Below are 13029 nucleotides of genomic sequence, written 5' to 3'. Positions count from 1 at the left end.
AAACGGATACCTAATTCAACAAATTGATGTCCATGGAGCCGTCAGGCTGCAGGGTAGGGGGAGGCACTCATGTCCCGTCTCGGGCGGTTCATCGACGCCGCAGAAGAAAATTTCATCGCGGCCATTCTGGCGCTGATGACACTCGTAACATTCAGCCAGGTTGTGGCGCGCTACGGATTTAATTCCGGCTGGGGCGGCGCGCTGGAATTCACGCGCGTTCTCTTTGCGTGGTTGATCCTCTTTGGCATGAGCTACGGAATCAAGATCGGGGCCCATCTGGGCGTCGACGCGGTCATTCGCCTCCTGCCGAAACCCCTGTTCCGCATCGCCGCTCTGCTTGGCGCCGGATTGACGGTTCTCTATGCGGCACTTCTGTTCGACGCCAGCTGGTTTGGAACTCTGTTCGGCCTTGAAAACAAGGGCTCGACGGGCGGTGCCTATGCCTACGTTGCGAAGTTCTACAAGCTGCCAATCGGCATGGAGGATCTCAAGTGGCCTCTTTGGGTTCAGGAAACCTTTGAAGTGCGCGAGCGCGTCCCGCGCTGGATGCCTTATGTGATCTTGCCGATCGGTCTGGTCCTTCTCGGCTTCCGTGCAGCCCAGGCTTTATGGATGATCGCGACCGGTCAGAAAGATTCCATGATTGCAGCCCATGAAGCCGAAGAGCTTGTGGCTGAGAACAAAGATGCGTTGAAGGACTGAGACCCATGGAAACAGCCTTTCTTTTCATCTTCGTCTTCGGCTTCCTGTTTTTGGGCGTGCCGATTGCCGTCTCGCTGGGACTGTCCGCAGTCCTTTACATAGCACTGTTCAGCCATGACTCGATGAGTTCGGTGGCGGTCCAGCTGTTTAACGCCTCGCAGAACTTCACGCTGCTTGCGATCCCCTTCTTCATTCTGGCGTCGAGCTTCATGTCGACCGGCGGCGTGGCGCGGCGGATCATTCGCTTTTCCATTGCGACGGTCGGTTCGATCCGTGGTGGTCTTGCCATTGCGGCGGTCTTTGCATGCATGATGTTTGCTGCGCTGTCCGGCTCTTCTCCGGCTACCGTGGTCGCCATCGGCACCATCGCCATCGCCGGCATGCGTCAGGCCGGCTACACCAAGGACTTTGCGGCAGGCGTCATTGCCAACGCCGGTACGCTTGGCATCCTGATTCCGCCATCCATTGTCATGGTCGTCTATGCTGCGGCAACCAACGTCTCCGTCGGCCGCATGTTCCTGGCAGGTGTCATTCCGGGCATTTTGGCCGGCCTGATGCTGATGACCGCGATCTACATCATGGCACGCGTCAAGAACCTGCCGGCCCAGCCATGGCCCGGTTTCAAGGAAATCTGGGGCGCGCTGGCAGAAGCAGCCGTTGGCCTGTTCCTGATGGTGATCATTCTTGGCGGTATCTACGGCGGTATCTTCACACCGACGGAAGCGGCGGCTGTCGCTGCGGTCTACGCCTGCCTGATCGCACTCTTCGTCTATCGTGACATGGGCCCGCTGACGGGCATCGCCTGGATCGAGGAAAGAGATGGCGCGCTGGGACTGACCGGTTTCAAGAGCTACCTTTACTCAATCGTTGCAGCCTTTGCGGTCTCCGGTCTGCTGGTTGCCTTCGAGGTGACGGCGACCTTCTGGACGATGTGGTTCTGGATTGTCATCGCAGCCGTGATGGTAGCCTATCCCGTTCTGCGTGCTGGTCTTTCACCCGCACAGCTGCCGGAAACCTATGCCAGAGGCGCAACGGCCTGGGGCAGAAATCTTGGCGTCATCGTCCTGAAGTTCTTCCCTGCGTTGTTCCATGCGGACACGAAGAAGGTCTTCTCGGATTCGGCCAAGACGACGATCATGCTGATGTTCATCATCGTCAATGCGCTTTTGTTCGCGCATACGCTGACGGCGGAACAGATCCCTCAGGTGATCACTGACTGGATGGTCGAAGCCGGCTTCAACTGGTTCACGTTCCTGATTGCGGTCAACATCCTGCTTTTGATCGGCGGTCAGTTCATGGAGCCGTCCGGCTTGCTTCTGATCGTTGCACCGGTTGTGTTCCCGATCGGCATGGAGCTGGGCGTCGACCCGATCCATCTGGGCATCATCATGGTGGTGAATATGGAAATCGGCATGATCACACCTCCGATCGGCCTGAACCTGTTCGTGACATCGGGCATCACTGGCATGAGCCTGTTGCAAGTGGTCAAGGCTGCCGCACCATTCGTTCTGGTGCTGCTCTTGTTCCTAGTTCTCGTCACTTATGTGCCGATCCTGTCGACCTGGCTGCCATATAGTCTGATGGGTCCGGAGATCGTCATTCAATAGGTGGCGTTGCCAAAGCATCTACAAAAAGGCCGGAGCATTGCTCTGGCCTTTTTCATTGAAGTCGCGCTTGTTTTCGTCAAATCTTCGGCCCGGACCGTGACAAGGAGGAAAAGTTCTTGGCCCCTGAGATTGTTGAGCGCCTGCCTGATCCGCAGACATATCTGGACCTGCGTGCGGCCGGCGGCCTGAGCAGCTATTCCCTGGAAGCCGCAAGGTTGGGCCTCCCGAACTCTCTCCACTGTGTCGTGCTTGAGCTGGGCGGCGAAGACATCGGGATGGGACGCATCGTCGGAGATGGCGCCCTTTCTGTGCAGATCGTCGATATCGTTGTTCGACCGGAATATCACGGCAAAGGCTATGGTCGCCTGATCGTTCAGGCACTTAGCGACTTCATCACCTCAAACATTCCCGACACAGCCTATGTGAACCTGCTTGCCGACGTGCCGGCAAACAGGCTTTACGAGAAATTCGGCTTTCGGGAAACGGCGCCGGCGACCATCGGCATGGCCTTCAAGAATGGGGAGTAATACTCGCCAGCCAGCCAGCCAGCCAGATCAGCAATCTCTATTATCGCCCAAGCACACCGACTTCTGATCCAGAAGCTATATTGAAGCGGGAAATGCAGTCCTTGGTCTTGAGAATCTTATTTCTGGTTAATATTGAATTTATTATATTCAACAAATTGCGCGAAAAAACTCTCAGCGCATGCTAGACTCACAATTAAATACAATTTCTACAATACTTGTTGGCCACTTTTGATGATGTCGCCGGGTTTAACAATTGCATCTGGGAAAACGATCGCGTCTATCTCGACTATCGAATCTTTTCCGATCGTCGCGGTTTCAGCGACCCATCCGCCAACAGAACCATCGGGGTTTTTCCAGCGATGAGCTGCAACCTCGTGACCCGAATCTGTTACAAATGTGAATTGTGCGAGTGATTTCATCCTAACACCCTCTCTTAAAAGACAGATGGCACTCACTAGAGAAAAATAAACTGATTTGGCTTTATCATCAATTCAAGATCGCTAAAAAAGTGTTAATTATATTATTCCAATCGGCCCGTAAAGTGTAGAAACAAACGACTATAGGCAATAGAAAGTTTATTGAGGTTTGAACATAGCCAATAAACTTCCATTTTGATGCATTGATGTGAATTTTTCTATATATTGATCGTATAACTTCCTTGGAATTCGAATCTAAATTTGAGTATTCGTCGCTCTCTTTCATTTCGTCAATTATTTTTATGTATTCATTGTTCTCAAAAGAAGCTACTTCTTCAAAGTAGTTTATGAGAAATAGAAATAGGAAGTATGAGCTCAAAAGAAAGAATATACCTGAGGTAGGTAGTGAAAAATTATCAGGAATATCAATATTGAGGAACGGTATTTTTGCAAGCTCTAGGCTAAACTTAGAAGAAATCAAAGCTATAGCGGAAAAAATCACTGCTTTATTTCCAAATCCTGATGTCTTGTCGGAGATTGAGAAAAATGGATTGAAAGGATTAGGCATCTTTTATTCGCCTACCGCAGTTCCTATATGCTTGGTTCACCAATACGTGAGTTTTACCTGTCCAGCGAGTTTCTATTACCCAATAAAAAGACTTCTTTTGAAATCTCTCTTTTTGCATTGGTACATGTCGTAAATCATCCTCATCGTAGTCTTTTAGATCACCATTCGAATGACGCTTTACAGAGTAAGTTCGTACGGGAGTTGCTGATTCAACATCTCCCATGTCGATATCGTAAGGCATAACAACGATATCCTCGATTTTAAATTTCATAAGCTGACTTCCATAAAATGATTTCAATCAAAAGATGTTTATAGAATTGATACAATCATATAAAATGTAGTTGGTCAAGATCGCATAACATCATGACATATATAGACTCTGACGGTATTCAAAATGGAGGTCTTAGCCGCATCACGAACTAGGCTTCGGCCCGACATAGCGTGAGGCCGGACGGATCAATTTTCCGGTCGCCTGTTGTTCCAGAATATGAGCGCACCACCCCGGTGTCCGGCCAACTGCGAAGAGCGGGGTAAACAGGGACCGGTCGATCCCGACCGCATCCAGAAGCACGGCAGTGTAGAATTCCACATTTGTGTCCAGCGCACGATCCGGCTTGGCTTTTGCCAGTGCGGCGAGGGCGGCGATTTCGACCGCTTCTGCCAGAACGAGCTTCGGATTGTCCTGAGGCAGTTTCCGCAGCCCGGCTTTCAACACATCAGCCCGGGGATCACGGGTGCGATAGACCCGGTGGCCAAAGCCCATAAGTCGCTTGCCGGAGGACAGCTCTTGATCAACCCAGCTGGCGGCATTTTCAGGCTGGCCCACGGCATCAAGCATGTCGAGCACCGGACCGGGTGCCCCGCCGTGAAGAGGCCCCTTCAAAGCTCCCATCGCGCCTATCACGGCATCGCGCATGTCGGCCTGGGTCGACGCGATAACCCTGGCAGTGAAAGTCGATGCGTTGAGGCCGTGGTCGAGGATCGTGACCAGGTAGCGGTCAACGGCCTCGATAGCATGGACCGATGCGGTTGCACCCATAAGCATGCGTAGAAGATCTTCAGCGGTGAGAAGGCTGGAATCGGGGGCGATCGGGGGTAGACCCTCCTTGATACGCTGCGCGGCTGCCAGAAGAACGGGCATGGCACCCGATATTGCAACGACATCAGGGATTTGTGTTTCAGGAAGTGAGAGTGCACTTAGCCCCACGCGCATGCGTTCAAAGACTGTCAGGCCAGCTGGTGCCGCTTGCATGGCCGCGACGCCAGCAAAAGCCCGAACCCTTGCCGCGCCGAACGCGCGCGGCAGATCATCCGATGGCAGGGAAACGAGATCTTGCCAAAGATGAGCGATGGCGCCCTCGAAGGAAAGATGACCGGCGAGCGCCTCGATGGATTTCCCCCTCAGGAGGAGTTCGCCTTTGGTCCCGTCGACATCGCTGAGAATTGTGTTCGCAACGATGATGCCTTCCAGTCCGGGGGCGTTGGCCGGTGTCAGCTCGGTGTGCTTCAGGGCTGTGGTCATGGGTAATGCTCCTTGATTTGGCAACGACATAACCCGACTACTCTTGATATCGTCAATATTGATAAATACAATCAATATATGTCGACGCCAATCTATCTCTCCGCTCAGGAGGCTGCCGCAGAGTTGGGTGTTCGCCCGGCAACTCTCTATGCCTATGTCAGCCGCGGGTTGATCCAGTCCGTTCCAGGACCCGGCAAACAGAAGCGTTATGATGCTGCCGATGTTCGACGGCTCAAGACCCGCAAGGAGACCGATGAAGGGCCCGGCACACCGGGTTTGTCTGGGCACTCGGTACTTGAAACGCGGCTGACGATGATCACCGAGGAAGGTCCTCTCTATCGAGGTCTTCTGGCAACGGACTTGGCCCAAGCATCAACCCTGGAAGCGATCGCGACCCTGCTCTGGGATTGCAGCGATGACCCATTCCTGGCCGCGCCTGAGATCAAACTTCCCGAGGTTCCCGGAGCACTCGGCCCGGTCGACCGATTGATGGCGGCCTATGCCGTCTGGCCTGCTTCAGATCGTGCCGCCTATACGCTGTCACCGCAGCTGTTGCGCAAGAAAGGTGCTCAGCTTCTGCGTTATGGCGTGGCGGTTCTGCTGCAAACGGAACCGCAAACAGAGCCGGTCCACGTACAATTCGCTGACGCTTGGCACATTTCGAACGCAGGCCGAGAGGTTTTGCGCGCCGCTCTCGTCCTGCTTGCGGACCATGAACTCAACACCAGCGCTTTTGCCGTACGGTGCGCTGCCTCGACCCGCGCACCGTTGCACGCAGCGCTGTTATCGGGCATCGGAGCGTTTTCCGGTCCCCGTCATGGCGCTGCTTCGGATCGTGCAAGAGCCTGGTTGACCGAAATTTCCGAAGAGCGAGACATTGAAACTGTTCTCGGCGGACGGTTGGCCAGAGGCGAGGAATTGCCTGGCTTTGGCCACGGCGTCTATACCGGGAAGGATCCGAGGGCTGATTGCCTTTTACGGATCCTCGCAGAGTCAGCGGGCGCGCATCCCTTCGCCAGACTCTTGCCGGAGATCGTTCAGACAGCGGATGATCTCTTCGGTGTGAGGCCCAATATCGACTTTGTTCTGGCGGCGGCTCAGCGCACGCTGGACCTGCCTGAAGACGCCGGCAAAATCCTCTTTTGCGCAGGCAGAATTGTCGGCTGGATCGCCCATGCTCTTGAACAATATGCAACCCCGGAGCAAATCAGACCGAGGGCGACCTACGTTGGTGAGCGCCCTCGGAAAGACGTGTTTCAAACTGCAAACTCATCGTGATTTCGAAGGCTACACGCGGATCTTTTCATCTTCGACATATGTTCTGACGATTGCCTCGAAGGAGCTTTCTGCCTTGAAGCCGAGTCCGGCAGCGCGAGTTGCATCGAACCGGCGCGGCCAGCCGCTCACGATGCGTTGAATGACCTCGTTCGGCTCCCGGCGGATCAGCTTCACACGGGCTTCGCCACCGACCTTGCGCAAAGCCTCGATTTCTTCAGCAACCGTTGCCGCGACGCCCGGCATGGTGAGATTGCGCCGCGGTCCAATGGCCTCTCCGTCCAGCTCTGCCGCGTGGATCAGGAAACCCACCGCGGAGCGTGGACTGGCCATCCAGTGCAGAACGTCGTCCTCGACGGGGAGGATCGCTTCCTGACCATTGAGTGGTTCGCGAATGATCCCGGAAAAGAAGCTGGACGCCGCAAGGTTGGCCTTGCCCGGACGCACTACGATTGTTGGCAAGCGAATGCCGATGCCATCCATCATGCCCCGCCGTGTCAGATCGGCCAGAAGCATCTCTCCCATTGCCTTTTGCGTGCCGTAGGATGTCAGCGGCGTGAGGTGAAAATCATCGGGAATAGTGTCGGGAAATGGTGCGCCGAAGACGGCAATCGAGGAGGTGTAGACCACCCGGGGGCAGTAGCTGTCACCTGCTTTCCGGATCGCCTCGAACAGCTGCCGCGAACCGTCCAGATTGATCCGATAGCCCTTGTCGTAGTCTGATTCTGCTTCGCCGGACACGATCGCCGCCAGATGGAATATGACATCCGGCCGATCGGAGATGAGTTTTTCGGCCGTGCCCTCGGTGGAAAAATCGCAGGCAATGGCTGTCACCGGACAGGGCGCGCCCAATGGAACCTCAGGCTCGGTGATATCGACGAGTTTGAGTTTGCTGAGTTCTGCGCCGCGCAATCTCTGGCGCGCAATCAGCTCATTCACCAGCTTTCGCCCGACCATTCCGGCCGCTCCGATTACAAGAATGCCAGTCATCCGATGTGTCCTCCCGTCATTGTCATTGATCGACAGTAAGCTCAGGAGGATGGTTGGGCCAAGTGCGGATCAAACTGATCGCGTCATCAGGACCACGTGTTTTGTGCCGATCATCTTGCGCTCGGTTTCGCAGAAGCCCTTCCGGGCATACCAGTCCCGGTTGCTTTGCATCTTAACGTTGGTGAAGAGGCGAACCTCTGAAAATGAAAGGTTCCTGGCCCTCTCAAGGGTGAAATCAAGCAATCTATTGCCAAGGCCTGTGCCCTGTGTGCCCGGTGCGACGGCGATGCTCCAGAGCAAGAGATGGTCGGCCTCCTGCCTCAGCACGAGAGATCCTTTCAGTCTGTCCCGTGGGCCGGTTAGCCAGACCTCGTCCTTGTTGATGAGATCATCATAGTCCGCGCCCATCGGCTGGGGCTTGGAACCAATGACATCAATCCAGTCCCGGTAGGCGCGGTTCGCCAGGTCGGTGAGCGCTGGTGCATCACTGGCGTCCGCGCGTTGCATGTGCAGGACGCCTGTATGGGTCATCCTTGTCCCTTCAGGAAGGGATCAAAGTCTGTTAGCCCCACGGCCCGGTCAAAGCAGCCAAAGGTGCCGCTGTCCTTCATGTCTTCGGCAGCAGCGGTGAATGCGCCATAGGCGATCCGCGCAAGGCCCGAGCCGATCGAGAGCCGCGCAACCCCCATGTCGGCCAATTCCTTGCGCGTCAGGTTGAAATGCTGCCTTCCTGCCAGAATGTTAAGTGGTTTGGCGATCTTTCCGAGCACCTCTTCGATGTCGTCGTGCTTCACCAATTCAGGGGCATAGAGACAGTCTGCGCCCGCCTCTGCAAACGCATTCAGGCGTTTGATCGTCATTTCCAGGTGTTCGGGATCCGCAATCGGCGCTTCGCTCCGGGCGGTCAAAACGAAATCCGGCGCAAGTTGCTGCTTGACGTCTACAGCCGCGCGGATGCGCTCCACTGCAAGCTCCAGAGAGTAAAAAGGTGCAACAGGATCCGTTGAAAAATCCTCGATCGAGCAGCCGCTGAGACCGGCTTCGATCGCGCCGCGCACCGTCTCGGCCACGTCGTCCGGAGTGTCGCCAAACCCGTTTTCCAGATCACCGTTGACCGGAAGGGTCGTTGCGGCAACGATTTCAGCCGCATGGGACAGCGCCATATCCCGGGTAATCAATCCTTCAGCGTCTTTCAGGCCCCGTGAGAATGCATATCCGGCGCTGGTCGTGGCAAGCGCGTCAAAGCGGAGTCCTTCAAGGATTTGGGCCGTCCCCTTGTCGAAAGGGTTTGGCATGAGAAAGGCGCAGGCGTCTTGATGGAGAGCCATGAAACGGGTCCGCCGATCCTGTAAGGTCTGCATCGGAAGTCTCCTGAGTGCCAGTTCCATTCAACGCGAGAGTAGAACGCCGATGGTTGGTCATGTCAAAATTGGCAGAACAACGGAGGGTCGAACGAAAAAAGCGCCGATCCCTCAGGGATCAGCGCTTTTCTTGAAACCCGACCGTTTGGCCGAAATCTTTTAGACGATGCTGCCGAGCTTCATGGCGACGCTCATGTCACCATCGACCTTGAGTTTGCCGCCCATGAAGGCCGCCGTCGGGTTGAGGTCACCTGCCAGCATCTCTGAAAGATCCTCTGGTGACATCGTGATGGTGCAGTCGGCATCGGCATCTTCGTTACTGACGTTCGCGCCTTGAACGAAGATCTTGCCGGTTTCGCCCAGGTCAAACTTCACGCTCTCGTCGATGCCGCCGCCTGCGACCTTGCCGCGTACTGTCTCGGTCAATTGTTCCAGGCTCATGTCATTCCTCCGTAAACACTACGGCGCCAGCAGCGCCGGTTCGGGAGAGATGAAGCATGACCTTTACGTAATCGTCAAGTCAGAAGCGCGCTGTTGTCTGGCTTTATTCATGTCCTGACCGAAGGGCGCTTAGTGATTGTCGCGTGGAAGGCCCTTCGTGTGCGCAACGTCCTGATATTTGACGGCGGGTTTCAACACCATGCCCTTGTCGAACTGATCCACCATGCCACGCTGAATTTCCTGCCATGGCGTTTGGTGCTCCGCGTAGGCAAACCCGCCTTCGGCTTCGAGGGTCGCGCGCCGCTCAGCCAGTTCCCCGTCTGAGATCAGGATGTTGGCCGTGCCCTTGCCAAGATCGATCCGCACCCGGTCGCCTGTCTGGATCAGGGCGAGGCCGCCCATCGCCGCAGCCTCTGGCGATGCATTGAGGATCGAGGGAGAGCCGGAGGTCCCGGATTGGCGGCCATCACCGATGCAAGGCAGCGAATGAATGCCGCGTTTGATCAGGGCTGCCGGCGGCTGCATGTTGACGACTTCAGCTCCGCCCGGATAGCCGATCGGGCCCGTGCCGCGGATGAACAACATGCAATGCTCGTCGATGTTGAGCTCGGGGTTGTCTATGTTGTCATGATAATCTTCAGGGCCTTCGAACACGACCGCGCGTCCTTCAAAGGCGTTCAGATCATCCGGGTTCAAAAGGTAGCGATCGCGGAATTCCTCGGAGATCACGCTGGTCTTCATGATTGCGCTGTTGAAGAGATTGCCTTTCAGGTTGATGAAGCCGGCGCTTTCCTTCAATGGCTCGTCAAACGGCAGGATGACCTCTGCCATCTCGATCTCGGCATTGCCGCAGTTATCGCCAATGCTTTTTCCGTTGACCGTCATGGCGCCCGGATGGGGCAGCTTGCCGTGTTTCATCAATTCGCCAACGACCGCGGGAACACCGCCAGCGTGATGATAGTCCTCGCCAAGGTATTCGCCAGCCGGCTGAAGGTTGGCCATGAGGGGAATTTCGTGGCCCAGATCCTGCCAATCGTCATTGTCGAGCGGCACACCAAGGTGGCTGGCGATTGCGTTGAGATGGATCGGGGCATTGGTCGAGCCGCCGATTGCTGAATTCACCACGATCGCGTTTTCAAACGCCTCTCGGGTCATGATGTCGGAAGGCTTGATATCCTGATGCACCATGTCGACGATGCGCCGGCCGGTTTCGTAGGATATTTGGCCACGTTCACGGTAAGGAGCTGGAATCGCGGCAGATCCTGGCAACTGCATGCCGAGCGCCTCGGCCAGGGAATTCATCGTTGTGGCCGTGCCCATGGTGTTGCAATAGCCGACAGATGGCGCGGACGAGGACACAAGATCCATGAAGCCGGTGTAGTCGATCTCGCCTGCAGCCAGCATCTCGCGCGCTTTCCACACGATGGTGCCTGATCCTGTCCGTTCACCCTTGTGCCAACCGTTGAGCATTGGGCCAACTGAAAGGGCGATGGCCGGAATGTTTACGGTTGACGCCGCCATCAAACAGGCGGGGGTGGTCTTGTCGCAACCAATCGTCAGTACGACGCCGTCAATCGGGTAGCCGTAGAGCAGCTCAACAAGACCGAGGTATGCGAGGTTCCTGTCCAGCGCGGCGCCGGGACGTTTGCCGGTTTCCTGGATCGGGTGCACCGGAAATTCAAAACAGATGCCGCCGGCCTCGCGGATGCCTTCGCGCACGCGCTTGGCAAGCTCGAGGTGATGGCGATTGCAGGGCGAAAGGTCTGAGCCAGTCTGCGCGATCCCGATAATCGGTTTGCCGGATTGAAGTTCTTCCCGGGTCAGGCCGAAGTTGAGATAGCGTTCGATGTAAAGCGCCGTCATGCCCGGGTTGTCCGGATTGTCGAACCAGGCAGTTGATCGCAACTTGGGTGTCTTCTTGCTGGACATGAGTTTCTCCCCCTCAGGATTTTTGCGGCGCAGTTGAATTTGAACCGATTAACACCACCGACCCCAACGTCTGTAAAGTCGCGATTTCACCAAAGTGGTTCGATTGTCGAAATACAGTTGCTTCAGAACTTCAGCCGGTTCGCGAGTCTGTCCGCGATGAGCCAGGTTCCCAAAAGCCCGACGGCAAATACCACCGGTACCGCTGTCGTGGGAACAAGTGCGGCGGCACCCAGGAGGCCTGAAATTACGCCCAGTCCAAGATTGAAGCCCTGCGCCAGGCGTGTTTGTTCAGCCAGTCTCGAGACCATGGTCAACAGATCGCCGAGAGGTTCGAGTTGCCCCTCGGGCAGGGTGGCCAGCAGATCGGCTTCGTCTCTTGTTTCCGAGGACAGGGCAAAAACACCGCGCCGGTCGCTTGCCCCGATCCCGACATAGAGCCCCCTTGCCTCGGACAACTTCGATTGCGCGACCGCGAAACGGTCTCTTTGCCTGATGTCGCCGGTCACGTTGTCAATGCCAAGACTTGCACCGACCGCTTCCGCCGTTTGAAGGTTTGCTCCTGTGAGAAGGAGGCTTTCGATGCCGATTGTCTTGAGTCGGCCGATAAGCTCATGTGCTTGCGGATGTGATGTGCCCTGAAGACCAAGAATACCGACGGCCCGCTCGCCGACCGAGACGATCACGCAGGCCTTTCCGGCGGCCTGAAGCGGTTTGCAGAGCGAATTGGCCATGAAACAGTCGACTTTCAGCTGGGCCATGAGAGCCGTGTTTCCAACTGCAACAGATCTTCCGTTAATCAGGGCCACGGCCCCGAGACCCGGAACTTCTTCCCACTCGTCGGGTGCGTTCCGGGGCAGGGACCAATCCTCTGAAATGGAGCAGATGGCAGCACCGATCGGATGTCTTGCATAGCGTTCTGTGGTGGCTGCGACGGCCAGCAGGCGCTCTGACCCCTTGTCGAAGGCATGAACATCGGTGACGACCAACTGATCGTCCGCAAGCAAAGTTGGATTGTCAAAGGCGATGGCAGTGCTGGAGGCTAAGACACTGAGTGCATCGGCCCCGTTTAACTCCACACCGATGTCTTGTGCTTTTCGAGCTCCAATTTGCAGGATCAGGGCCCTCGTGAGCTCCGGCGCATATGGCCACGCAAGCGCAAGGGCTGCTGTTCCGGCTATCAAACCGTCCATAGGGTCGGAGACCGCCCACCAGCCAATCAGGCTGACGAGGGCAAGGACAATCGCGCCATAGGCTTGCCGCAGCGCCGGTGCTTCAAACTGGTCCGCGGCATCGAGGAACCCTTGGCGTGCTGCGTTTGCAAGCGCGCGTCCACTTGCAAGACAGACGGTGCCGAAGAGGGGGCTGATGATCTGCTCCGGCTCGGTGCCGGTCAGGTAGAACGTTCCGGAGCCTGCGAGGCTAAGGATCGCGGTAGCCATGCTCGCCACGTCCAGTTTGCGGCGCAAGTCGCCCGCCATTTGCCAAGCCAGAAGACCGGCTCCACTGGCGAAGGCCACGATCAGCGTGATCAGCTCTATCGTTGCACCCGGCATGATTGACCCGCGGATTGTCGAGAGGACAGTCAGGAGAAGGGAAGCGGCAAAAAGCAGGGCGCATGCGCCAGACAGCAGTCGAGAGAGTACGTTGAAACGTATCGCGGTCATCAAAGAGGCCTGAAATGGGAAATCGGA

14 protein-coding genes are annotated in these 13029 nt (G+C 56.2%); 4 read left to right on the top strand and 10 right to left on the bottom strand.

The features are described from left to right. Positions 1-69 precede the first annotated feature (69 nt). From ABJZ52_RS13050 to ABJZ52_RS13040, 3 genes are all read left to right on the top strand, one after another. On the top strand, positions 70-702 hold the full coding sequence (locus tag ABJZ52_RS13050; protein ID WP_348190175.1) for a TRAP transporter small permease: 633 nt from the start codon (positions 70-72) through the stop codon (positions 700-702). A gap of 5 nt (positions 703-707) precedes the next feature. Further along, positions 708-2309 carry a TRAP transporter large permease gene (locus ABJZ52_RS13045; RefSeq protein ID WP_348190173.1) on the top strand — a complete coding sequence of 534 codons (1602 nt, stop codon included), beginning with the start codon at positions 708-710 and terminating at the stop codon, positions 2307-2309. A gap of 116 nt (positions 2310-2425) precedes the next feature. Beyond that, complete coding sequence (locus ABJZ52_RS13040) at positions 2426-2836, top strand: GNAT family N-acetyltransferase (protein ID WP_348190171.1); 411 nt, start codon at positions 2426-2428, stop codon at positions 2834-2836. Positions 2837-3042: 206 nt separating this feature from the next. On the opposite strand, the gene ABJZ52_RS13035 is transcribed toward ABJZ52_RS13040, so the two are convergent. From ABJZ52_RS13035 to ABJZ52_RS13020, 4 genes are all read right to left on the bottom strand, one after another. After that, on the bottom strand, positions 3043-3255 hold the full coding sequence (locus ABJZ52_RS13035; protein ID WP_348190169.1) for a hypothetical protein: 213 nt from the start codon (positions 3253-3255) through the stop codon (positions 3043-3045). A gap of 67 nt (positions 3256-3322) precedes the next feature. Next, positions 3323-3820 carry a hypothetical protein gene (locus ABJZ52_RS13030; protein WP_348190167.1) on the bottom strand — a complete coding sequence of 166 codons (498 nt, stop codon included), beginning with the start codon at positions 3818-3820 and terminating at the stop codon, positions 3323-3325. After that, entirely contained in the window at positions 3813-4091 is a 279-nt protein-coding gene (locus ABJZ52_RS13025) for a hypothetical protein (protein ID WP_348190165.1), read from the bottom strand. Before ABJZ52_RS13025 ends, ABJZ52_RS13030 begins: the two co-directional genes overlap by 8 nt. A gap of 141 nt (positions 4092-4232) precedes the next feature. Further along, positions 4233-5342: a citrate synthase gene (locus ABJZ52_RS13020; RefSeq protein ID WP_348190163.1), complete on the bottom strand. Its 1110-nt coding sequence runs from the start codon at positions 5340-5342 to the stop codon at positions 4233-4235. Positions 5343-5420: 78 nt separating this feature from the next. On the opposite strand from ABJZ52_RS13020, the gene ABJZ52_RS13015 reads away from it, so the two are divergent. Continuing rightward, positions 5421-6620: a citrate synthase family protein gene (locus ABJZ52_RS13015; protein WP_348190161.1), complete on the top strand. Its 1200-nt coding sequence runs from the start codon at positions 5421-5423 to the stop codon at positions 6618-6620. Positions 6621-6629: 9 nt separating this feature from the next. Here the strand turns inward: ABJZ52_RS13015 and denD are convergent, their stop codons facing one another. The 6 genes from denD to ABJZ52_RS12985 form a co-directional block, all read right to left on the bottom strand. Then, positions 6630-7607 (bottom strand): D-erythronate dehydrogenase, encoded by a 978-nt coding sequence (denD, locus tag ABJZ52_RS13010; RefSeq protein WP_348190159.1) that lies wholly within the window; start codon positions 7605-7607, stop codon positions 6630-6632. Between the two features lie 69 nt (positions 7608-7676). Then, the gene (locus ABJZ52_RS13005) at positions 7677-8138 is read right to left on the bottom strand and encodes a GNAT family N-acetyltransferase (RefSeq protein WP_348190157.1); all 462 of its coding nucleotides are present in this window, start codon (positions 8136-8138) and stop codon (positions 7677-7679) included. Then, positions 8135-8968, bottom strand: a complete 834-nt coding sequence (locus ABJZ52_RS13000; protein WP_348190155.1) for an isocitrate lyase/phosphoenolpyruvate mutase family protein — start codon at positions 8966-8968, stop codon at positions 8135-8137. Before ABJZ52_RS13000 ends, ABJZ52_RS13005 begins: the two co-directional genes overlap by 4 nt. Positions 8969-9127: 159 nt before the next feature. Beyond that, positions 9128-9409, bottom strand: coding sequence for an SCP2 sterol-binding domain-containing protein (locus ABJZ52_RS12995; RefSeq protein WP_348190153.1), 282 nt, complete (start codon positions 9407-9409; stop codon positions 9128-9130). Between the two features lie 129 nt (positions 9410-9538). Next, a complete protein-coding gene (locus ABJZ52_RS12990; protein WP_348190151.1) occupies positions 9539-11338 on the bottom strand; it encodes an IlvD/Edd family dehydratase in 1800 nt (599 codons plus the stop codon). A 122-nt stretch (positions 11339-11460) separates the two neighbouring features. Next, a complete protein-coding gene (locus ABJZ52_RS12985; protein WP_348190149.1) occupies positions 11461-13002 on the bottom strand; it encodes an HAD family hydrolase in 1542 nt (513 codons plus the stop codon). Positions 13003-13029 lie beyond the last annotated feature (27 nt).

The organism is Roseibium sp. (genome assembly GCF_039982295.1).
Taxonomy (GTDB): Bacteria; Pseudomonadota; Alphaproteobacteria; order Rhizobiales; family Stappiaceae; genus Roseibium.
The sequence above is the reverse complement of the archived record's forward strand: the minus strand, read 5'-3'. Positions and strand labels throughout refer to the sequence as shown.